General features: G+C 67.5%; 20 protein-coding genes. 11 read left to right on the forward strand and 9 right to left on the reverse strand.

What is annotated here, in order from left to right; genetic code table 11:
* The first annotated feature begins 176 nt into the window (after nucleotides 1-176).
* Nucleotides 177-1958 carry an ABC transporter substrate-binding protein/permease gene (locus M1L58_RS02930; protein ID WP_248657773.1) on the forward strand — a complete coding sequence of 594 codons (1782 nt, stop codon included), beginning with the start codon at nucleotides 177-179 and terminating at the stop codon, nucleotides 1956-1958.
* A gap of 3 nt (nucleotides 1959-1961) precedes the next feature.
* Nucleotides 1962-2708: an amino acid ABC transporter ATP-binding protein gene (locus M1L58_RS02935; RefSeq protein ID WP_248657774.1), complete on the forward strand. Its 747-nt coding sequence runs from the start codon at nucleotides 1962-1964 to the stop codon at nucleotides 2706-2708.
* 4 nt (nucleotides 2709-2712) lie between these two features.
* On the opposite strand, the gene M1L58_RS02940 is transcribed toward M1L58_RS02935, so the two are convergent.
* The 4 genes from M1L58_RS02940 to M1L58_RS02955 form a co-directional block, all read right to left on the reverse strand.
* A complete protein-coding gene (locus M1L58_RS02940; RefSeq protein WP_006866146.1) occupies nucleotides 2713-3516 on the reverse strand; it encodes a FadR/GntR family transcriptional regulator in 804 nt (267 codons plus the stop codon).
* A gap of 175 nt (nucleotides 3517-3691) precedes the next feature.
* Nucleotides 3692-4612, reverse strand: coding sequence for an amidohydrolase family protein (locus M1L58_RS02945; protein ID WP_248657775.1), 921 nt, complete (start codon nucleotides 4610-4612; stop codon nucleotides 3692-3694).
* Complete coding sequence (locus M1L58_RS02950) at nucleotides 4609-5646, reverse strand: alcohol dehydrogenase catalytic domain-containing protein (RefSeq protein WP_248657776.1); 1038 nt, start codon at nucleotides 5644-5646, stop codon at nucleotides 4609-4611. Before M1L58_RS02950 ends, M1L58_RS02945 begins: the two co-directional genes overlap by 4 nt.
* A gap of 4 nt (nucleotides 5647-5650) precedes the next feature.
* On the reverse strand, nucleotides 5651-6292 hold the full coding sequence (locus M1L58_RS02955) for a PaaI family thioesterase (RefSeq protein WP_154882140.1): 642 nt from the start codon (nucleotides 6290-6292) through the stop codon (nucleotides 5651-5653).
* Between the two features lie 193 nt (nucleotides 6293-6485).
* Between M1L58_RS02955 and M1L58_RS02960 the strand changes: the two genes are divergently transcribed.
* From M1L58_RS02960 to M1L58_RS02975, 4 genes are read left to right on the forward strand one after another with little or no spacing between them, the layout of a single operon-like run.
* On the forward strand, nucleotides 6486-7283 hold the full coding sequence (locus M1L58_RS02960; RefSeq protein WP_248657777.1) for a 1-acyl-sn-glycerol-3-phosphate acyltransferase: 798 nt from the start codon (nucleotides 6486-6488) through the stop codon (nucleotides 7281-7283).
* 19 nt (nucleotides 7284-7302) lie between these two features.
* Complete coding sequence (locus tag M1L58_RS02965; RefSeq protein ID WP_248657778.1) at nucleotides 7303-8952, forward strand: AMP-binding protein; 1650 nt, start codon at nucleotides 7303-7305, stop codon at nucleotides 8950-8952.
* A gap of 3 nt (nucleotides 8953-8955) precedes the next feature.
* Entirely contained in the window at nucleotides 8956-10404 is a 1449-nt protein-coding gene (locus M1L58_RS02970) for a wax ester/triacylglycerol synthase domain-containing protein (RefSeq protein WP_248657779.1), read from the forward strand.
* Nucleotides 10401-11573, forward strand: a complete 1173-nt coding sequence (locus tag M1L58_RS02975) for an alpha/beta fold hydrolase (protein ID WP_248657780.1) — start codon at nucleotides 10401-10403, stop codon at nucleotides 11571-11573. Before M1L58_RS02970 ends, M1L58_RS02975 begins: the two co-directional genes overlap by 4 nt.
* A 140-nt stretch (nucleotides 11574-11713) precedes the next feature.
* Here the strand turns inward: M1L58_RS02975 and M1L58_RS02980 are convergent, their stop codons facing one another.
* The 5 genes from M1L58_RS02980 to M1L58_RS03000 are packed head-to-tail and all read right to left on the reverse strand — an operon-like array spanning nucleotide 11714 to nucleotide 16556.
* Nucleotides 11714-13066, reverse strand: a complete 1353-nt coding sequence (locus M1L58_RS02980; protein WP_248657781.1) for an alpha/beta hydrolase domain-containing protein — start codon at nucleotides 13064-13066, stop codon at nucleotides 11714-11716.
* Nucleotides 13063-13452: a carboxymuconolactone decarboxylase family protein gene (locus M1L58_RS02985; RefSeq protein WP_154882145.1), complete on the reverse strand. Its 390-nt coding sequence runs from the start codon at nucleotides 13450-13452 to the stop codon at nucleotides 13063-13065. Before M1L58_RS02985 ends, M1L58_RS02980 begins: the two co-directional genes overlap by 4 nt.
* Nucleotides 13449-14330 carry an NAD(P)-dependent oxidoreductase gene (locus tag M1L58_RS02990; RefSeq protein WP_248657782.1) on the reverse strand — a complete coding sequence of 294 codons (882 nt, stop codon included), beginning with the start codon at nucleotides 14328-14330 and terminating at the stop codon, nucleotides 13449-13451. Before M1L58_RS02990 ends, M1L58_RS02985 begins: the two co-directional genes overlap by 4 nt.
* A complete protein-coding gene (locus M1L58_RS02995) occupies nucleotides 14327-15067 on the reverse strand; it encodes an SDR family oxidoreductase (RefSeq protein WP_005201404.1) in 741 nt (246 codons plus the stop codon). Before M1L58_RS02995 ends, M1L58_RS02990 begins: the two co-directional genes overlap by 4 nt.
* Before the next feature lie 22 nt (nucleotides 15068-15089).
* Nucleotides 15090-16556 carry an aldehyde dehydrogenase gene (locus M1L58_RS03000; protein WP_248657783.1) on the reverse strand — a complete coding sequence of 489 codons (1467 nt, stop codon included), beginning with the start codon at nucleotides 16554-16556 and terminating at the stop codon, nucleotides 15090-15092.
* A gap of 64 nt (nucleotides 16557-16620) precedes the next feature.
* Here M1L58_RS03000 and M1L58_RS03005 point away from each other — a divergent pair, with 64 nt between their 5' ends.
* From M1L58_RS03005 to M1L58_RS03025, 5 genes are read left to right on the forward strand one after another with little or no spacing between them, the layout of a single operon-like run.
* Nucleotides 16621-17202 carry a TetR/AcrR family transcriptional regulator gene (locus M1L58_RS03005; RefSeq protein WP_005201400.1) on the forward strand — a complete coding sequence of 194 codons (582 nt, stop codon included), beginning with the start codon at nucleotides 16621-16623 and terminating at the stop codon, nucleotides 17200-17202.
* Entirely contained in the window at nucleotides 17202-18446 is a 1245-nt protein-coding gene (locus M1L58_RS03010) for a cytochrome P450 (protein ID WP_154882148.1), read from the forward strand. The genes M1L58_RS03005 and M1L58_RS03010 overlap by 1 nt, the downstream gene beginning before the upstream one ends.
* The gene (locus M1L58_RS03015; RefSeq protein WP_248657784.1) at nucleotides 18446-19279 is read left to right on the forward strand and encodes an SDR family oxidoreductase; all 834 of its coding nucleotides are present in this window, start codon (nucleotides 18446-18448) and stop codon (nucleotides 19277-19279) included. The genes M1L58_RS03010 and M1L58_RS03015 overlap by 1 nt, the downstream gene beginning before the upstream one ends.
* Complete coding sequence (locus tag M1L58_RS03020) at nucleotides 19276-20643, forward strand: cytochrome P450 (protein WP_248657785.1); 1368 nt, start codon at nucleotides 19276-19278, stop codon at nucleotides 20641-20643. The genes M1L58_RS03015 and M1L58_RS03020 overlap by 4 nt, the downstream gene beginning before the upstream one ends.
* Nucleotides 20643-20840 (forward strand): ferredoxin, encoded by a 198-nt coding sequence (locus M1L58_RS03025; RefSeq protein ID WP_154882151.1) that lies wholly within the window; start codon nucleotides 20643-20645, stop codon nucleotides 20838-20840. The genes M1L58_RS03020 and M1L58_RS03025 overlap by 1 nt, the downstream gene beginning before the upstream one ends.
* The last annotated feature ends 7 nt before the right edge of the window (nucleotides 20841-20847 follow it).

The following is a 20847-nucleotide window of genomic DNA, read 5'->3' on the forward strand; positions in this document are numbered from 1 at the left end:
GCTCGGTGGGGCTGCTTGATGGTTGAGCGACGGGGCAACCCGGCATCCCGGACAAACCCCAGTTCAGCGCGGTTAGAACCACCGGCGAGCGAAAAATTGGGACCTCGCGTGGCGCCGCGGATAGTCTCGGAGTGGTGTCCAACCACCGATCTCATCGCGCGCGACCCGTACCGCGCGTGGTTCGTCTTCTCGCGCTCGCGCTGACGGCCGCCATCATCGGCCTCCTGTCCATCCTCGGCGGACCTGCGCCCCATGCACAGGCCGCCCCCGACGACAGCTGTGCCCCGGCTGGTCTCGCGTCCGCGTCGGCCGCACCGGTCAACCTGGCGGCTGCAGAGCAGGGCGGGGAGGATAAGTACACCACCCCGAACACCACGCCGATCGACCAGCTCGACCTGAATGCTCTCGAGTTGCTCGCGCCGGGCAAGCTGTCCGTCGGCACGCTGTCCGACGCCGGACCCAGCATCTGCGTCAACAGCGCCGGCGTCTTCACCGGCTTCGACAACGAGCTCCTGAAGGCCGTCGCCGCGAAGCTGGGCCTGCAGGTCGAGTTCAACGGCACCGAGTTCGCCGGTCTGCTCTCGCAGGTCGCCAACAACCGGTTCGACGTCGGGTCGTCGTCGATCACCACCACCGACGACCGCCGCAAGACCGTCGACTTCACCAACGGCTACGACTTCGGCTACTTCTCACTCGTCGCACCCACGAACGGTTCCGTCAAGAGCTTCGGTGACCTCTCGGAAGCCACCCGCATCGCCGTCGTGCAGGGCACGGTGCAGGACGACTACGTCATCAACACCCTCGGCCTGGATCCGGTCAAGTTCCCCGACTATGCGACGGCCTACGCCAACCTCAAGAGCGGTCAGGTCGACGCCTGGGTGGCGCCGTCACAGCAGGCCGAGGGAGCGGTCCGCGAGGGCGACAACACTGCGATCGTCGAGAACACCTTCAGCGTCAACAACTTCATCGCGTGGGCGGTCGGCAAGAACAAGCCCAATCTCGTCGAGGCGCTGAACTCCGGACTCGACGCCATCATCGCCGACGGCACCTACGCGAAGCTTTATGAGGACTGGGTTCCGCGAGAACTGCCGGAGGGCTGGAAGCCGGGCAGCAAGGCCGCGCCGACACCCGAACTCTCCGACATCGCCGCCATCGCCGCGGAGAACGCCGAGAAGGCCGGCCCGGCCGAGACCACCAAGCCGAAGAGCACGCTCCAGCAGCTCGGCGACACCTTCTTCAACTGGGACCTGTACGGGAAGTCCTTCCCCGAACTGGTCAAGACCGGCCTGGTGAACACGCTGATCCTCTCGGTCGTGTCCGGTGTGCTCGGCACCATCCTGGGCATGATCCTGGCGATCTGCGGCATCTCCCGATCGCGCTGGTTGCGCTGGCCCGCACGCGTGTACACCGACATCTTCCGCGGTCTGCCGGCCGTGGTCGTCATCCTCATCGTCGGCCTGGGCGTCGGCCCGGTGGTCAAGGGCATCACCGGCAACAACCCGTACTGGCTCGGAGCGGTGGCCCTGGCCCTGCTCGCGGCCGCCTACATCGGCGAGATCTTCCGATCCGGTATCCAGAGCGTCGACGACGGTCAACTCGAGGCGTCCCGTGCCATCGGCTTCAGCTACCGCCAGTCGATGCGGCTGGTCGTGGTGCCGCAGGGCGTCCGGAGGGTGCTGCCCGCGCTGATGAATCAGTTCATCAGCCTGATCAAGGACAGCTCCCTGGTCTACTTCCTCGGACTGCTGGCCAGCCAGCGAGAGCTCTTCGCCGTCGGCCGAGACCTCAACGCGCAGACCGGAAACCTGTCGCCGCTGGTCGCCGCGGGCATCATGTACCTCATCCTGACCATCCCGTTGACGCACCTGGTCAACTACATCGACCGTCGCCTCCGCACCGGCAGGCCCACCGAGGTCCACGATGACCCGTTGCCCGCCACCGCCGTCGAGAAGGGATAGGCCATGACTGCCACCACCACACGAAAAGCGGTGTCACTGACCGGCACCGACCTACACCTGTCCTTCGGCGAGCATCATGTGCTGCGCGGCGTCGACATCCAGGTCGACGCCGGGACGACGACCACCGTCATCGGGCCGTCGGGGTCGGGCAAGTCGACGCTCCTGCGCGTGCTCAACCGCCTGCACGAGCCCGACAAGGGTGACATCCTGCTCGACGGCCGGTCCGTCCTGAAGGACAACCCGGATGAACTGCGCCGCCGAATCGGCATGGTGTTCCAGCACTTCAACCTGTTCCCTCACAAGACGGTTGTCGAGAACGTCGCCCTGGGACCCCGGAAACTCAAGGGGCTCAGCAAGGAGGAGGCCCGCGAGGTCGCGCTCAAGCAGCTCGAGATCGTCGGCCTGACCCAGAAGGCCGACGTGCGGCCGGCGCGTCTGTCGGGCGGTCAGCAGCAGCGCGTCGCCATCGCCCGGGCGCTCGCGATGACGCCGGAGGTCATGTTCTTCGACGAGGCGACCTCGGCCCTCGATCCCGAGCTCGTCAAGGGCGTGCTGGCGCTGATGGCCGACCTCGCGTCCGAGGGGATGACCATGGTCGTGGTCACCCACGAAATGGGCTTCGCCCGCAACGTGAGTGACAACGTGTTGTTCATGGACCACGGCGCCGTGGTGGAGACCGGTGACCCCGGGCAGCTCTTCGACGACGCCAAGTCGCACCGCCTGCGCACCTTCCTGTCTCAGGTGCTCTGAGACCTCACATCCACTGGACGAGTTCGTCGGACCGTTCCGGGTGTCGTTCCCGGAACCGTTCGACGACCTCGCTGATGTGATCGTGCATCAGTGTCTCGGCCTTCCGTGGGCGGCCCGCGATGATCGCCCTGGCGATGTCGGCGTGGTCGTGTCGCACCGCGTCGTCCCCGGCTGCGGTGTCGCGGCCGGCTGCGAGGACATGTTCGACGACGATGTGGTTGATGGCCTGGGTCAGCAGGGTCAGAACACGGTTGCCGCTGAGTTCGGCGATGACCGCGTGGAAGTTGGTGAGGTCGCCGAGGATCTCGCTGTCGCGGAGCGCTTCGACGTCGTGATCGAGGAACCGCGCGAAGGCGGCCTCCTTCATCTTGCGGTCCTCGTTCCGGGCGACTTTCGCCGCCAGCTGCGGTTCGAGGAGTCTCCAGGTGTCGAAGACCTCGTCGTACGTCGCACCGGCGAGGTGGAAGTAGAGCGTCGCGGTCCGTGCGAGGTACGACGCGTTGAGCGCGCTCACGAACGGGCCGCCGCCGGGGCCGCGCTTCAGTGTGATCAGGCCCTGGACCTCGAGGATGCGCAGGGCCTCGCGCAGGCTCTCCCGGCTGACCGAGTAGTTGGCGAGCATGTCGCTCTCGGCGGGGAGGCGGTCGCCGCGTCGTAGCCCGAGGCTGACGATGTCGGAGACGATGGCCGCAGCGGTGGTCTCCGAGGCCTTCGGGGCACGGGTGGTCTCGCCGGGTTTCGCCGACGAATGGATGTCGCCCGGCCGGTAGATGATCGGCAGGCCCGCGCGGACGATTTCGCGTGTCATCATCGACCTCTTCAGATTCGGTGAAACTGGCACGGAGCCGCTGGCTGGAATCCGATCGGTTGCACTCTACGTGGTCACCGGGACGAGACCCGGAAAAATCGTATGAGTGGATGAAACCCCCGCTACGGTTCTAGCACGCGCCCGCATCCGTGCAGAGGACGTGGGAACCGGCGGGTCATTGCCCCTCGAGGCCGAACAACCGAGCGGCGTTGCGGTAGAACACATTGCGTAGCCAGTCATCGCCCATGCCGAGGCCGGTGATCACCTCGAGCGCATGCGTGTAGCCGTACGGGATGTTGGGGAAGTCGCTGCCGAACAGGACCTTGTCCCCGGCGTCGGCCAGCCGTGACCGCAAATCGTCGGGGAAAGGGGCGTCCTCCTCGGCGAAGTCGGTGAACGCCATCGTCGTGTCGAGGTGGACGTTGGGGTACTCGAGCGCGAAGTCGAGGAACGGTTCGTACTCGGGCATGCCCATGTGCGCGATGATCAGCGGCAGCGACGGGAACCGGTGCAGCAGAGCGCGAATGGGTTCCGGGCCGGTGTGGTGCCCGGGTGCAGGGCCAGAACCGCAGTGGATGATCACCGGTACCTGCGAGTCGGCGATCTGCGACCACACGCCGTCGAGCAGCGAGTCCATCGGGGAGTAGTCGCCGACCTGGATGTGGGACTTGAACACACGCGTGCCGGCCTGGATCGCACGGGAGACGTACGCGGCGGCCGATTCCTCCGGATAGAAGGTCGCGGTGTGCAGACAGTCCTCGTGATGGGCGGCGAAATCATTCGCCCAGCCGTTGAGCCACTCCGCCATGTCGGGCTTGTGGGGGTAGACCAGCGACGAGTAGGCGCGGACCCCGAAATCGCGCAGTGTCGACACCCGGACGTCCTCGTCGGCGCGGTAGGTGATCGGCCACTCGCGTCCGACCAGCGGACCCGCGGAATCGAAGTAGGCCCACACCTTGTCCATCACCGGACGCGGCATGAAATGCGTGTGGACGTCGACGATGCCCGGCAGGTCGAGGTCCTGCCAGACGGCGCGGACGCGATCCGCCTCGTGGGAACTGAACGGCACTGGGGACTCTGGAACGGCACTGTTCACCCGTACGACGGTACGCCCGGCGCCTGACCCGGGACACGGAGGCCGGTCAGGATCAGCACCTTCCGATGGTCGTTGGGCGCCGACAGTTCGGCGAAGACGCGGTTTACGGCGTCGAGCCCGACGATCTGGCTGACCAGCGTCGACGAGCCGACCGCGCCGCGGTTCAGTTCGGCGGCAGCGCTCCCGAACTCGGCCTTCGTGTAGTACGAGACGAAGTCCATCGACGCCTCTTTGACGATGCCGGCGACGGGCATGAAGTGGTCGTCGCGCAGACACACGCCGGCGACGACGATGCGCCCGTGGGTGCGCACCGCATCGAGCGCCGCGGCGATCATCCCCGGTTTGCCGACACACTCGATCACGACGTCGAAGCCGTCCCGGATCTGCTCGGTCACCGATTCCGGTGTGTGCACCTCGGATGCGCCGACGTCGAGTGCCGCGGCGCGACGACCGGGGGAGGGGTCGGAACAGATCACCTCGCCCGCGACACCGCGCGACACCCAGTGCAGCACAGCCGTTCCCACCGGCCCGGCGCCGAGCACGAGGACGCGGTCGCCGGGTTCGATCCCGGCGCGCGTCACGGCGTGCAGGCCGACCGCGAGGGGCTCGACCAGTGCACCTTCGGCCGGGTCGATGCCGCCGACCCGCACGCTCTCGGCGGCACCGACGACGACATACTCGGCCAGCGCGCCCGGCAACACACCCAGTCCTAGCGTTCGCGCCGACGGGCACCGCGCGACGTCGCCGGTCAGGCAGGAACGACACCGGTGGCAGCCACGGACGGGCATCGACGCGACCTGGTCACCGATGCGGAACCCCGGCGCGACGTCGGGAACATCCGGACCGATCGCGACGACCTCACCGGCGAACTCGTGACCCACCACGGTGCCGGCGGGCAAGAAGGGTGCCGTCGACAGGTCGGAACCGCAGATGCCGTTCGCGGCGACCCGGAGCACGAGCTCTCCCGGGCCGGGCGTCGGATCGGGGAGTTCGACGACCTCGAATCCGTCCGGCGAGGTGACTGCCGCCCTCACGGACTCAGCCCGCCGACCAGCGCACCCGCGGGGTGTCGACCGCCGATCGCGGCACGATGAAGACGCCCTCGGCTTCGCAGGTCACGCCCTCGGCGTCGGAGATGGTGCCGCGTGCGATGCGCTTGCGGCCGGTCTCCTCGGTGACCCAGGCCCGCGCGGTCAGTGCGCCCAGCCGCGTCGGACGGAGGTAGCGGATGGTGATGGTCCCGGTGTAGCAGGCGCTCTCGTAGCTGGCGGCGTTGCCGAGGAGATGGTCGAGGAGCATCGCGCACACCCCGCCGTGCACACATCCCGGTGGACCCTCGTAGGCCGCGCCCAGGGTGAACTCGCAGCGCACCCCGTCGTCCACATGTTCGACGTTCAGCGGCGGCGCGATGGCGTTGCGTACCCCGATGACCGCATTGCCCCAGGCCATCCCGGTGTTCTCGCGCGTGTGCCGGACCCCGTACGGCCCGTCCATCTGCTCGGTCCGCAGATCGGCGACGATCTCGGCGATCCGCCGCTGGGCGTCGGCGAGGGCGTCCTCGCCGACTTCTGTCCTGATCACGGCGTCGACCAGGTCGCGGACGGTGTCGGTCAGGGGTGCGTAGACCCCGCGACGGCGCTCGACCTCGGATTCGGTGATGTCCTCGAGGATGAACTGCATATGGCTACCCATCAGTAGGTGTGGCATAGGTAACGCCGAGTGGCGACTCCCACTAGAACGTGTTCTAATTCAACACTAGAACGTGTTCTAGTTTTCCGCTTTCGTGGACATCGACCACCAGGTCATCCAGCCCGTGGGTGACATCCAGGGCGGTGATCCGCAACCCGGAAACGCAATCACAGGAGTTACGACGATGAGTGCCGGCACCTTCGACCTCACCGCCCGCGACGAGACATGGGTCAAGCGGGTCCTGCCCGTCCTGAAGCTCGTGGCCAAGAAGTACTTCCGCTCGGAAGTCCGGGGCATGGACAAGGTCCCCGACGGGGGCGTCCTGCTGGTCTCGAACCACTCGGGCGGCCTGATGGCCTTCGACGTCCCGGTGATCAGCGTGGCCTTCGCCGACCAGTTCGGTGCCGAACGCCCGCTCTACACGCTGGCCCACGACCTGATCTTCACCGGCGCGGGCAAGGACGTCTTCGGGAAGTTCGGCTTCCTTCCGGCCCATCCGAAGAACGCCGTCGCCGCGCTCAAGGCGGGCGCCGCGACCATCGTGTTCCCCGGCGGCGAGTGGGAGGTGCTGCGTCCCACGAGCGAGTCCGCGACCATCGACTTCCACGGCCGCACCGGCTACATCCGCACGGCCCTCGAGGCGGGCGTCCCGATCGTCCCCATCGTCACCATCGGCGGCCAGGAGACCCAACTCTTCCTCAACCGCGGTGACGCGCTCGCCAAGCTGCTCAAGCTGGACAAGTTGCTGCGCATCGACAGCGCGCCGTTCGCCTTCGGCTTCCCGTTCGGGCTCACAGCTCACTTCCCGCCCAACATCCCGTTGCCCTCGAAGCTCGTCACCGAGGTGCTCGACCCCATCGACATCACCGCCGAGTTCGGAACGAATCCCGACCACGACGAGGTGGACCAGATGATCCGCAAGCGCATGCAGCACGCCCTCGACGGGCTCGCCCGCGAGCGCCGGTTCCCGGTTCTCGGCTGACCACAAAAGGAGATCGACGATGATCACACGGCTTCGCGATCGCGTCACCACCTACACGTGGCTCGTACGCACCCTCATCCGCAGTGGCTTCCTCGGCACACTGCGACTCGACCGTTACATCCGCATGGGACTCAACCTGCGACGCCACGGCGGCGCCTCGCCGGTCAGCGGCATCGGCCTGGCCGCAGCCCGCGCCCCGAAGGGACTCGCCCTCGTCGACGAGGCCGGCGAGCTCACCTGGGGCGAACTCGACGCGCGCTGTGACGCATTGGCCGTCGGACTGCGCGAGCTCCCCGGCACATCGGTGAACACGGTCGCCATCCTCTGCCGCAACCACCGCGGCCTCATCGAGGCCCTTGCCGCGACATCACGTCTCGGCGCCGACGCGGTGCTGCTCAACACCGGGTTCGCCGGACCGCAGCTCGCCGACGTCCTCGAACGCGAGGGCGCCGACGTCCTCATCGCCGACGACGAGTTCGACGCGGTCATCGCCCCTGCGGCAGAACGTCTTCCGAATGTCCGACGCATCCACGCCTGGACCGAGACCGGCCCGGTGGCCGGTGACACGACCGACTCGCTCATCGAGGCGAACCTCGGTCGACGCCCCGCGCGCCCCGAGCGTGCCGGCCGTATCGTGCTGCTCACCTCGGGCACCACCGGCACCCCGAAGGGCGCGCGGCGGGGTGGCAGCACCGACATCGCCTCGCTGGCCGCGATGCTCGACCGCATCCCTTGGCGCGCCGGGGAATCCACGGTCATCGCCGCACCGATCTTCCACGCCTGGGGATTCGGGCAGGTGGCGATCTCGGCAACGATGACGTGCACGATGATCATGCGCCGGCGCTTCGACCCCGAGGCCACACTGGATCTCGTCCGCGACCACGAGGCGACCGGGCTCGCCGTCGTGCCCGTGATGCTCGAACGCATCATGGACCTGCCCGACGACGTTCTCGACGCCCACCCGATGCCGAGTCTTCGCTTCGCGACGGCCAGCGGTTCGCGGATGCGGACCGACGCCCTGATCGCCTTCCTCGACCGCTTCGGCGACGTCGTCTACAACAGCTACAACGCCACCGAGGCCGGCCTGATCAGCACCGCCACCCCGGAGGACCTGCGCGTCGCGCCGGACACCGCGGGTCGCCCGCTGACGGGCACCAGCGTCCGCATCCTCGACGACGACGATCGGGAGCTGCCGATCGGCGAGATCGGTCGCATCGTGGTCGCCAACAACTCCGGATTCGACGGCTACACCACCGCCGACACCAAGGCGTTCAGCGACGGGCACATGGTGTCGGGTGACGTCGGACGGATCGACGAGAACGGCCGGCTGTTCGTCGTGGGCCGCGACGACGAGATGATCGTGTCCGGTGGCGAGAACGTCTACCCGCTCGAGGTCGAGCAGGTCATCGGCGCGCTCGACGAGGTCCACGAGGTCGCGGTGATCGGCGTCGACGACGAGAAGTTCGGACAGCGCCTGGCCGCCTACGTGGTGCGCGCCCCGCAGACCCTCATCGGTGCCGACCAGATCCGACAGCACGTCAAGGAACAGCTGGCCGGGTTCAAGGTCCCCCGCGACGTCCACTACCTCGACGAGCTGCCCCGCAACGCCACCGGCAAGATCCTCAAGCGTGATCTGCTCTCCGCCGCCCCGGAACGAAAGGTGAGCTGAACGATGAACGCACGCAACACGCCCCGCGTCACCGAGCTGTTCGCCGGCGCCGGCGGCGTCCCGCACGACGCCGAGCGGATGACCGGCCCGGATTCGCTGATGCTCAACATGGAATCCCCGTCGAATCCGATGCACACGCTGAAGGTCGCGGTGCTCGACACGAGCCGGCGTGACCGTCCGCTCACCCTCGACGAGATCGGCGACGTGATCCCGCGCTATCTCGGCATGTTCCCGCGCGCCACCCAGCGGGTGCGCTGGGTACCCGGATGCTCTGCTCGCCCGTTCTGGGTGCAGGACAACGCCTTCGACGTCACCCGTCACATCGACGAGATGGCGGCCGCAGCCCCGGGAGGGCGCGCCGAGCTCGACGCGGTCCTGTCCGAACTCGCCGTGCGGCAGCTCGACCGCGAACTACCGCTCTGGGGGCTCACCCTCGTCCACGGTCTCGAGGGAGGCCGTCAGGCCATCGTGGTCCGCGTCCACCACGCGGTGGCCGACGGGCTGGCTGCGCTCAACACCTTCATGGCGGCCACCGCCGAACCCGGTGAGCGGGTTCACCCGGCACCGATCCCCGAGGCCCTCGACCCGGACACGAAGAGCCTCACGAAGGCGGCCCGCGCCGAGTCGCGGCGACTGTTCCGCGGTGTGCCGTCGGTGATCTCGGCCGGGCGGCGCGCGGTGTGGGCACGCCGCGTAGCGGCACGCGGCGACCTGATCCCCAAGCCGCTGACGGTGCGTCGTACCAGCTTCAACGCCCGCGGCGGGGCAGACCGCGTGTGCGCCTCGGCCGACATCGCGCTCGCCGACATCCAACGAATCGCCCTGGCCGCCGGCACCACGGTGAACGGTGCACTGCACGGCGTGATCGCCGGTGCGATCCGCAACGAGCTTCTCGCCCGCGGCGAGGAGCCGGGCAACTCGGTGACCATTTTCGGGGTCTGCAAGGACCTCGCGTCGAACCGCGTGCACGGCAACGAGATCGCCACCGCCATGGCGTATCTGCGCTCCGACCTCGCCGATCCCGTAGAGCGGATCGTCGCGACGGGCGAGAGCTGCGGGGCCACCGTCGCCTGCCGTCGCGAGGTCGGTTTCGAACTGACCGAGAAGCTCTCGACTTACACCGGCCGGCTCGGCCCGTTGTTCCGCGGGCTGGCCGCCAATGTGATGCCGCTGGTGATGAACAACATCACCACCGCCAACATGCCCGGCCCGCGGACGACGCGCTGGATCGGTGACATCGAAGTGGTCGACTGGATCTCCTTCGCCCTGGCCATTGCGCCCGCGGATGTGAACCTGACGACCTACAGTTACGCCGGACGGCTGAGCATGGGACTCATCGCGACACCGGAATCGATGCCGGACCCGGCCGGGTTCCTCCGGCGGGTCGTCGAGGCCGTCGACGAGGCGACCGATGCGCTCGGTATCGGTGCCATGGCACAGGAGGCCAGTTGATCGACTGGGAGACCGAGCGCGCCCGGCTGGGATTGTTCGCGGGCGTACTGCCCCGCGCGATCGGCAGCTCGCTGGCCGCGAGACGAGGGAATCCGGAAACGGGTATCCCGGCTGCCGGCTGCGGACCGCGACAGGTCGGTGAGACCGCGATCGACGAGATGTTCATCGCGATCAACTCCGTGATCCGGGACATCCCGCCGATGGAGTCGGTCGAGGAGATGGTGGCGCGGTGCGCCGACGTCGCCGACGAGTTCGTACGCCTCGGACCTGCCGGGGTACACCGGGATCCGGGTCCGCCCCGCATCCTGTCGCGCGATCGCAAGATCTTCGGAACCACGTCTTTCGAGCACATCGACTACTCCGTCGACGCGAAGCTGCCGGCGTCGGTGGCGTCACTGGACCCGTACGCCGATGGCATCTCGTCGGTCCGGGTGATGACCAAGAACCGGTCTGGGGCCCGGTGGCTGATCTGGGTGCACGGAGCGGCGCAGGGCCGGCCGGACGATCTCTACGCCTTCCGGGCTGCCCACCTGCACAAGAAGCTCGGCTACGACGTCGCCTTCCCGGTGCTGCCCGCACACGGCGGTCGGCGCGTGCCGTCGGTGTCGTACCCGGGTTTCGACCCGCTGGTGAACACGCTCATCACCATCCGCGCCGTCGCCGAGATCCGGTCGTTGATCTCCTGGATCGAGCAGCACGAACCCGCCGAGATCGCCATCGCCGGAACGTCTCTCGGCGGTCCGATCGCCGCCCTGGTCGCCTCCATGGACCCGCGGGTCGCCACCGTCCTCGCGGTGGTCCCGATGCTGGACATGCATGCGACGCTGGCCCACCACATGTCCCGCGGCGGACCCAAGGGTGAGCACCTGGCGTCGTTGATGCGCGACGAGTCGGTACGCGAGGTCGCCAGTGTGATCAGCCCGCTGCGGGTCACGCCGATCGCGCCGCCGGATCGTCGGATGGTCGTCGCGGCTCTCAACGACCGCGTGACCTGGGTGTCGGCGGCACAACAACTCCACGAACACTGGGGCGGCCGTATCCACTGGTACCCCGGAAGCCATGTCGGCCACGCCATCTCGACCGGCATTCGGCACGCGACGGACGGTTTCCTCAGCGAACCCGCCCGCCCCGCAGGACCGGCCGAGGAAGGCAAGCGCGCGGCGTTCTGAGCCTGGTCTGAAATGCGCCCCTGAAATGCGCGCTGAAATCCGCCCCCGATAACCACCCTCCAGGCGAGTGCCGGCGACGATATGTCGCCGGCGTCGCTGCACAGGGTGCTTTTCGGGGGCGGATTTCGGCGGGGGTTCGCCTACTCGGGAACCGACTCCGGGTTCGCGTCGGCGATCAGTTCGTCGCGGTCTTCGACGAGTACGAACCCTGCGGCGATGGCCGCGTCGGCGGCGTCGCGGTAGTGCTTCTCGTATTCGTCGCGGGTTCCGTAGCGTTCGGCGAGGAGGTGTTCCGGCACCGGGTGGGTCGACCCGAAGAGCAGGCAGATCCGCGAGATCGGCTCGGGAACAACACCGCTCAGCACCTGGGTCGGTGCGTCGACGCACGGGGTGCGGACGCCGCCGAGGACGTTGCCGATGTCGTCGACCTCGAACTCGGGCTCGGGAGTCGTCACGCCGCGTAGACGTAACGGTTCGGCGGACGGTGGCGGATCCCCGCCGTCGGCCCAGGCGCGGAGGTGGCGGAGTCCGGCGCGCAGCACGAAGCGCTGCTGCCCGCGGTTCACCGGGTCGGGACAGCCGAGGAATTCCTCGAAGTCGCCGATCTGATGCAGGTCGGCATGTGACGTGCCGGCGATCTCCCAGACGCGTAGACGGTCGGTGTCCGGCTGGCGCACCAGGTGGTAGCGGAAGTTGGTCAGCACATCGGTCTCGGTCTGCACGACGAGGACCGGTGCGTCGAGATCGGTGCGGATCGTGGTGGGTTCGCCGCTGAACACGGTGCTCACGTCGATACCGGTGCCGACCTCGCCCGCGGGCAACCCTGCAGCGGCACGGCTGTGGATGAGGAACCCGTCGAAATCTCCGTCACCAGCAACGGTATTCACGTAGGTGGTCAGGGCCATCGCGGACTGGGATTCGCCGACCGCGAGCACCGAGCCGACGGCCAGCCCGGCGAGCGGGTGGTCCGGGGTAGGACTCTCGCCGGAGTGGTCACCGCGGACTGCGAGGACGATCGAACGGAAGATGTCGTAGCAGTACGCATCGCCGGGATGATGTAATCCGGCATAGCGATCGGGGTCCTTGGCGGCGAGGCTCTGGGGTTCACCGGTGGCGACGCCCACCGATCCGGCGCCGCCCTCGATGCCGACGTACTGCGCCGACACCCCCACCCAGGCGTAGCCGGCACGCACCAGCTCGGCGGCGAGATACGAGTACTCCGGTGCGGCATCGCTGCCGCTGCTCACGTTGAGCCACTCCACGACGACGCAGCCGTTGAACGCTGCGGCGTCGGCGGGGCGTCGGACGACGAGCCGGGTCGTGAACTCGGCCGGCGGGGCGTCGGCGTCGCCGACGAGGCGACGGGCAACTCCCGACGCCGCGTACTCGGCGTCGGTGTATCCGGCGGCCGCGAGGTCGGGGAGCGGCGAGGCGCTCAGGAGTGAGGAGCCCTTGCCGTCGGACAGGGGTCGAAACGTGATCTGTTGGTTCACTTCTGCTTCCGGTGCTTCTTGATGACCTCACCGAACATGAAGTGCATCTTGGTTCCCTGGGGCCAGCCGATGTAGTAGCAGAGGAAGAGGCTGATCTCCTCGAGCTGCTCGGGCGTCAGTTCGCCGTTGCCGAGTGCGGCGCCGGCCTGGATCTCGGCGACGTCGATGTTGTTGCTCGCTGCCAGAGCGCCGAGCAGGATGAGTCGCCGATCCCGGTCGGAGAGGCCCTCGCGCGCCCACACGTTGGCGAACACCTGATCGGCGGTGTGTGCGAAGTAGTCGCCGGGACCGTCGCTCATCTCCCAGCCGTAGACCTCGGACATCCGCCTGAGACCGCGCTTGCGCACCTCGTCGGGTGCTTCGTCGGAGATGTTGGATCGGGTCATGCGGTTTCTCCTTCGAGATGGGGGACACCGAGTCCGGGGGCCAGCTCGCGGAGTGCGATCCGGCCGAGGGGCAGATCGACGCCGAGGTCGTCGGCGAGTGCGAGTGCCAACGACAGGTCCTTCTCGCCCAGTGTACGAACGCCGGTGAAGATGCCGTACCACGGATCGTCGGCGTCGAGCGTCGCCGTGGTCTCCCGCAGCATGATCGCGCCGGCACCGCCGGTGATGGCGTCCGTGTGCCGAACGACCTTGCCCAGCTTGGTGATGTCGAGCCCGGCAGCCTCGGCGAGACGAGCCGCCTCGGTGGTGGCGGTGAACGAGATGAAGTGCAGGAGGTTGCGGGCGAGCTTCATCTTGGTGCCCGCGCCGACCTCGGCTCCCGCGTGCACGAGCATGTCCGAGGTGAGCCGGAAGGGCTCCTTCAGCTTCTCGTAGGCGTCGCGCGGGCCGCCGACCATGATCGCGAGTCGTCCCGACGCCGCGCCCATCGCGCCGCCGGAGATCGGGGCGTCGAGCAGGATCACCTCGCGTTCGGCGCACTGTTTCGCGAGGTCGATCGCGGTGTCCGGGCCGATGGTCGAGTGGACGGTGATGATGGTGCCCGGGCGGGCCGTCGACAACAGGCCATCGGGACCGGTGACCACCGAGCGGACCTGCTCGTCGTTCAGAACGCAGATGCCGATGATGTCGGCTCCGGAGGCGAGTTCGGCGAGTGATCCGGCTGCCTTCGCGCCCTTGTCGACGACCTTCGCGGTTGCCTCGTCGGACAGGTCGAACACGGTGAGACCGCCCGGCCATGCGGCGAGGCTGCCGGCCATCGGGCCGCCGATGTTGCCGAGGCCGACATACCCCAGGCGGATCGGGGTGTCCTCGCTCATGACCGGATGACCTGCCCACCGTCGACGTTGAAGATCTGCCCCGTGATCCAGCCGGCCTCGTCGGACAGCAGGAACAGGCACATCCCGACGAGGTCCTCCGGCGTGCCGAACCGCTTGAGCGGGAGCCGGTTCACGATGTCGGCGACCATCTCCTTGGGGGTGGTCGTGCGCGTGGCCTCGGTGTCGATGGGGCCGGGTGCGATGGCGTTGACGCGGATGTTCTGGCCGCCGAGCTCGGTGGCGAGCTGCTGGGTCAGGCCGTTGACGCCGACCTTCGCCAGACCGTAGAAACCGCTGTACAGCCATGCGGCGGTGGAGGACTGGTTGACGATCGCACCGCCGCCGTTCGTCATGTGCGGGTAGACCGCGCGGGTCACATTGAGCGCACCGTCGAGGTTCACGCTCATGAACTTCTTGTAGTAGTCCCACGGCACGGTGATGAGGAAGTCGAGCTTCATGCCGCCGTAGATGGCGGCGTTGTTGACCAGGCCGTCGATCGAACCGTAGGCGTCGACCGTCGCCTGGGCGAGGGCCTTCGCCGACTCCTCGTCGGCGACGTCGGTGCTGACGTACAGGCCACCGATGTCGGCGGCGACCTGCTTGCCCTTCTCGTCGGCGAGATCGGCGACCACGACGTTGGCGCCCTCCGCGGCCAGTGCCCGCGCATAGGCCTCACCGATACCCCCCGCGGCCCCGGTCACGATGACGGTCTTGTTCTCGAAACGCTTGGAACTCATTGTCCTGCTTTCTGTGTGGGTACTAGGCGGGCCGGGCGACGGCCTTGGTCTCCAGGTATTCTTCGAACCCGGCGACGCCCATCTCGCGACCGATGCCGGACTGTTTGTAGCCGCCGAACGGGACGTCGGCGGAGTACCAGATGCCGCCGTTGATGCCCATGGTTCCGGTGCGAACACCGTTGACCACGTTGTTGATCCGGTCCCCGTCGGTGCCGTAGACCATGCCCGACAGTCCGTAGGGGGAGTCGTTCGCGATGCGGATGGCGTCGTCGTCGCCGTCGTGGGCGATGATCACCAGCACCGGGCCGAAGATCTCCTCCTGCGCGACGCGTGCCGAGTTGTCGAGTCCGGAGATGAGCGTCGGTTCGACGAAGAAGCCTTTGGATTTGTCGTTCGGGCGACCCCCGCCGATCTCGATCGTCCCGCCCTCCTGCTTCGCGAGTTCGATGTAGGACTCGACGCGTTGCCGCTGGCGCTCGGAGATCAGCGGACCGCAGATGGTGCCCGAACTCGTCGGGTCCCCGGCCGGGAGTCCGGCCAGTGCATCTCGGGTCGCCGTGATCGCCTCGTCCAGCTTGGTGCGGGGGACCACCAGTCGGGTGGTGATCGCACACCCCTGGCCGGCGTGGGTGACGACGTTGAAAGCGGCCATCGCGCAGGCGGAACCGATGTCGGCATCGTCGAGCACGATGAACGCGGACTTGCCGCCCAGCTCGAGGAACACCTTCTTCAGCGACTCCGAGGCGGCCGCCATCACCTTCTTGCCGGTCGCGGTGGAGCCGGTGAAGGAGACGAGGTCGACGCGGGGGTCGGTGCTGAGCTGTTCGCCGAGTCGATGGTCGGTCGAGGTGACGACGTTGAGCACGCCGGGCGGGAAGTCGGTCTCCTCGGCGACCACCTTGCCGACCAGTGCCGCACACCACGGGGTATCCGGGGCGGGTTTGAGGACGACGGTGCATCCGGCGGCGAGGGCGGGCCCGATCTTGGCGAAATTGATCTGGTGCGGGAAGTTCCACGGGGTGATCGCGCCGACGACGCCGATCGCCTCCGACCGCAGCTCGCGATGGTTCTTGATGCCCATCGGCTTCGCGGTGCCGAGGTCGCGGGTCCACTCGTAACTCTCGGCGAGGTCGGCGAAGTAACCGAGGTCGGTGACGGGGCCCTCGAACTGCGGGCCGTGGGTGAGGAACGAAGGGCAGCCGACCTCGGCGATCGTCAGCTCGCGGAACTCGTCGGCGTGGGCGAGCAGGGCGTCGCGCAGCTGGCGGAGGCAGCGGGCGCGGAAGGCGTGGTCGCGCGACCAAGCGGTGGTGTCGAAGGCGGTACGCGCGGCGGCGATCGCGGCGTCCATGTCGGCGGCGGTGGCCTCGGCGGCCTGCCCGATGACCTCCTCGGTCGCCGGATTGACGACGTCGAAGACACCACCGCTGCCGGGGGTGAGTTTGCCGTCGATCAACAGGTCCGACGCGGATTCGGGGCGAAGGGGCATGAGCTGGAACTCCATCTGGACAGGTGTCTGGACTCGCGTTCAAACCTAGTGTAGCGTGGCTCACATGTCCAGCCCCGTCTCCCAGGAATCCACACGTCGCCGCCTGACACAGCAGCAAGCCGAGACGGTCGCGCGACTCACGGATGCGGCGGTGGACGTGTTGAACGCCGAGGGGTTCGACGGGCTCACCGTGCGCTCGGTGGCCAAGCTCGCAGGGGTCGCGCCCGCCACGGCGTACACCTACTTCTCGTCGAAGAGTCACCTTGTGGCCGAGGTGTTCTGGCGTCGGCTGTCCGCGGGCGTCTCCGAACCCGACCCCGCTGCGACGCCCGCGGAGCGGGTCGCCCAGGTGCTCCGCGAGGTCGCGCTGGTCGTCGCCGGCGAGGGGCAACTCGGTGGCGCGGTCACCGTCGCGCTGTTGGGTACCGATCCCGACGTCGAGCACCTCCGCGTGCGCATCGGTGTGTTCATCCGCCGACGCCTCGCAGCCGCGCTGGAGGTGGACCCGGAGAATCCCGGACCGCTGCTCGACGCCCTGGAGATGATCTACTCCGGCGGCCTCGTCTACGCCGGCATGGGCCACATGACCTACGAGCAGACCTCCGAAAGACTTGTTGCCGCAGCACATCTACTGATGGAGAAGTGATGACCGAAACGACATCGGTGCCGGGGATGGAGCGAGCGCTCCCCTTCGACCCGTATGCCTACGACTTTCACGAGGATCCGTATCCGACCTACGCGCGGCTCCGCCGGGAGTCGCCGGTCTACTACAACGCCGAGATGAATTTCTGGGCGCTGGCCAACCATGCCGACGTCCGCGCGGGATTCCGTGACGTGCAACGGTTCTCGAACAGCTGGGGCGTGTCGATGGACCCGTCGGCGTACGGACCCGACGCCCACAAGTCGATGTCCTTCCTCGCCATGGACGACCCGAAGCACATGCGGATCCGCAAGCTGGTGTCGAAGGGGTTCACGCCGCGCCGGGTCAACGACCTCACCGGCCGGATCACGGCGCTGACCCACCAGCACTGGAGCAAGTGCCTCGACATGGGCGAGTTCGACTACGTCCACGACTTCGCCGCGCTCCTGCCGATGGATGTGGTCTCCGAGCTGCTGGGCGTCCCCGAGGCCGACCGCACACACCTGCGTCACCAGTCCGATCTGCTACTCCACCGCGAGGACGGCGTCCTCGACATCCCCGAGGCCGCGATCTACGCGTACATCGAACTGCACAAGTACTATTCGGAACTCATCGCCGACCGGCGGAAGAACCCCGGCGAGGATCTGGTCTCGGCGCTGATCGAGGCCGAGATCGACGACGACGAGACCGGTGAGAGGATCAAGCTCACCGAGGACGAGATCGTCGGCTTCATGGTGCTGATGGTGGTCGCGGGCAACGAGACGACCACCAAACTCCTTGCCAACGCGCTGTATTGGGGCTGGCGCAATCCCGACGAGCTGGCCAAGGTGTTCGCCGACCCCGAGCTCGCCGTCCCGCAGTGGACCGAGGAGACGCTCCGCTACGACAATTCGACGCAGATCGTCGTGCGTCGCGTGCTCGAGGACGCTCCCTACGGTGATCACGTGATCCCGGCCGGCGACCGCGTGCTCCTCCTCGTCGGCTCGGCGAACCGCGACGAAGAGGTCTTCGGTCCGGACGCCGACAAGTACGACATCGGACGCGACAACGGGCAGGCACTGATGAGCTTCGGCCTCGGTGCGCACTTCTGCCTCGGCGCCCACCTCGCCCGTCTGGAGGCCAACATCGGTCTCGGCGAGGTGATCCGGTCGATCCGCGCGGTCGACATCGACATCGACAGGGCGGTCCGGGTGCACTCGGTCAACGTGCGCGGTTTCGCCGAACTCCCCGTGAAAGTGACGGTGCGCTGATGGCTTTTCGTCCCCATCCCGAGCGTCGACCGGTCCTCGTAGCAGGAGCGTCCTCGGGTATCGGCGCGGCAACCGCCGAACACCTCGCCGCCGCCGGCCATCCGGTTGCCCTCGCGGCCCGGCGCGTCGAGAAGCTCCAGGAGTTGGCCGACAAGATCATCGCGGCGGGTGGCGAAGCGGTCGCGGTGCCGCTCGACGTGACCGACGAGCAGTCGGTCGTCGACTGCGTCGCGAAGGCGGAGGCCGCCCTCGGTGAACTCGAGATCGTGGTCGCCGGCGCTGGAGACCTCGCGGTCGGGCTCTCCTACGAGACGAGCCCGGAGCATTTCGCCGACCAGGTCAACATCCACCTCACCGGCGCCTACCGCATCTACCGCGCGGTCATCGGCGGCATGATCGACCGTGCGCGCGGCGATTTCGTCTTCATCGGCTCCGATGTGGTGCTTCATCCGCGACCCTGGTCGTCGGCCTACGTGGCCGCGAAGTCGGGCATCGACGGCCTGGTCGCGACCATCCAGCTCGAACTCGAGGGCACCGGCGTGCGTGCGGGCGTGGTCCGGCCGGGACAGACCCTGACCGGCATGGGCATGAACCTCGATCCGAAGACAACCGAGGACATGCTCAACGACTGGATCAAGCACGGTCTGGCGCGCCACGGCAACTTCCTCGAACCGCACCACATCGCGCTCGCCGTCGCAGCCATGGTCACCATGCCGCGCGGTGCCCACATGCGCGCGGTCGAGGTGGAGGCCGAAGGGGCCGTCCCCCGCGACCGGAGTTCCGGCAAGACAGCAGACCCACAGTCGACGAAGGACAAGGGGACCGATCGATGACCGCCATCACCGAATCAGGCCTGAAGAAGCCGCCTCGCGTTTCCGGCGGCGAGGGCGAACACGGGCATCTCGACGAACTCGCCTCCGACCCGATCTCGCTGTTCTGGCGCGTCCGCGAGGAATGCGGCGACGTCGGCCTGTTCCAGCTCGCCGACCGCGAGGTGGTCCTGGTGTCCGGGGCCGCGGCCAACGAGGAGTTCTTCCGGGCACCCGAGGAAGACCTCGACCAGGCGGCCGCCTACCCGTTCATGACCCCGGTGTTCGGCGAGGGCGTCGTGTTCGACGCGAGTCCCGAGGAACGCTCCAAGGCGATCCACAACTCCGCCCTCAAGGGCGCCCACATGAAGCAGCATGCGGTGACGATCCCCAACGAGGCGGAACGCATCATCGCCGAGTGGGGCGACGAGGGAGAGATCGATCTCCTCGACTTCTTCTCCGAACTCACGCTGTACACCTCGTCGGCGTGTCTCATCGGACGCAAGTTCCGGGAGCGGCTCAACGGGCACATCGCGCACCTCTTCCACGACCTGGAGAAGGGCACCGACCCGATCGCCTACGTCGATTACAAGGCCGACATCGAGAGCTTCCGTAAACGCGACGAGGCCCGTGCCGAGCTGGTGGAGTTCATCCAGGGCGTCATGGACGAGCGGATCGCGAATCCGACCGAGGACAAGGAAGATCGCGACCTGATGGACGTCCTCGTCCAGGTCGGCTTCGACGCGAACACGATCACCGGCATGTTCATCTCGATGATGTTCGCCGGCCACCACACGACGTCGGGCACCGCGGCATGGACGCTCATCGAGTTGCTGCGCAACCCGGACTACATGAAGCGCGTCTACGACGAACTCGACGAGATCTACGGCGACACTCCAGACGGTGAACGTCCCGAGTACACCTTCGCCCACACCCGGCAGATGCCGCAGCTCGAGAACGCGCTCAAGGAGGCGCTGCGACTCCACCCGCCGCTGATCATCCTGATGCGCGTGGTGCAGAAGAACTTCCACGTCGAGGACTACGAGATCGCCGCCGGTCAATCGATCGCGGTGTCGCCGGCGATCTCGAACCGCCTTCCCGAGGACTTCCCGGATGCGGAAACCTTCGACCCTGATCGGTACGACAAGCCTCGTCAGGAAGATCTCGTCAATCGCTGGACCTGGATTCCGTTCGGTGCGGGTCGTCATCGTTGTGTCGGTGCGCAATTCGCGATCATGCAGCTCAAGGCGATCTTCTCGGTCCTGTTCCAGAACTACGAGTTCGAGATGCTGCAGCCCTCGGAGACCTACCGGAACGACCACTCGAAGATGGTCGTTCAGCTGCAGCAGCCGTGCCGCGTTGCCTACCGTAAGCGTCAGGATCGCTGATGCGCATCGAGGTCGATCTGGATCTGTGCCAGGGGCACGGCATGTGTGAGCTGGAGGCCCCCGAGGTTTTCGCCGCGAAGATGGACCACGTGGAGATCCTCGACGCCAACCCCGACGAATCCCGGCGAGCCGAGGTCGAGGCCGCCGTGCAGTACTGCCCGACGCAAGCATTGCGTCTCATCGAAGATGACGAGTGAAGGTGGA

This window comes from Gordonia sp. C13 (assembly GCF_023218005.1).
Classification (GTDB): domain Bacteria; phylum Actinomycetota; class Actinomycetes; order Mycobacteriales; family Mycobacteriaceae; genus Gordonia; species Gordonia namibiensis.

What these genes read in the sequence shown, in the direction of transcription:
- M1L58_RS03005 (WP_005201400.1), top strand. Translation starts at nt 16,621, where the DNA reads ATGTCCAGCCCCGTCTCCCAGGAATCCACACGTCGCCGCCTGACACAG.
- M1L58_RS02965 (WP_248657778.1), top strand. Translation starts at nt 7,303, where the DNA reads ATGATCACACGGCTTCGCGATCGCGTCACCACCTACACGTGGCTCGTA.
- M1L58_RS02970 (WP_248657779.1), top strand. Translation starts at nt 8,956, where the DNA reads ATGAACGCACGCAACACGCCCCGCGTCACCGAGCTGTTCGCCGGCGCC.
- M1L58_RS03025 (WP_154882151.1), top strand. Translation starts at nt 20,643, where the DNA reads ATGCGCATCGAGGTCGATCTGGATCTGTGCCAGGGGCACGGCATGTGT.
- M1L58_RS02955 (WP_154882140.1), bottom strand. Translation starts at nt 6,292, where the DNA reads ATGCAGTTCATCCTCGAGGACATCACCGAATCCGAGGTCGAGCGCCGT.
- M1L58_RS03015 (WP_248657784.1), top strand. Translation starts at nt 18,446, where the DNA reads ATGGCTTTTCGTCCCCATCCCGAGCGTCGACCGGTCCTCGTAGCAGGA.
- M1L58_RS03020 (WP_248657785.1), top strand. Translation starts at nt 19,276, where the DNA reads ATGACCGCCATCACCGAATCAGGCCTGAAGAAGCCGCCTCGCGTTTCC.
- M1L58_RS02935 (WP_248657774.1), top strand. Translation starts at nt 1,962, where the DNA reads ATGACTGCCACCACCACACGAAAAGCGGTGTCACTGACCGGCACCGAC.
- M1L58_RS02990 (WP_248657782.1), bottom strand. Translation starts at nt 14,330, where the DNA reads ATGAGCGAGGACACCCCGATCCGCCTGGGGTATGTCGGCCTCGGCAAC.
- M1L58_RS03010 (WP_154882148.1), top strand. Translation starts at nt 17,202, where the DNA reads ATGACCGAAACGACATCGGTGCCGGGGATGGAGCGAGCGCTCCCCTTC.
- M1L58_RS03000 (WP_248657783.1), bottom strand. Translation starts at nt 16,556, where the DNA reads ATGCCCCTTCGCCCCGAATCCGCGTCGGACCTGTTGATCGACGGCAAA.
- M1L58_RS02960 (WP_248657777.1), top strand. Translation starts at nt 6,486, where the DNA reads ATGAGTGCCGGCACCTTCGACCTCACCGCCCGCGACGAGACATGGGTC.
- M1L58_RS02985 (WP_154882145.1), bottom strand. Translation starts at nt 13,452, where the DNA reads ATGACCCGATCCAACATCTCCGACGAAGCACCCGACGAGGTGCGCAAG.
- M1L58_RS02940 (WP_006866146.1), bottom strand. Translation starts at nt 3,516, where the DNA reads ATGACACGCGAAATCGTCCGCGCGGGCCTGCCGATCATCTACCGGCCG.
- M1L58_RS02995 (WP_005201404.1), bottom strand. Translation starts at nt 15,067, where the DNA reads ATGAGTTCCAAGCGTTTCGAGAACAAGACCGTCATCGTGACCGGGGCC.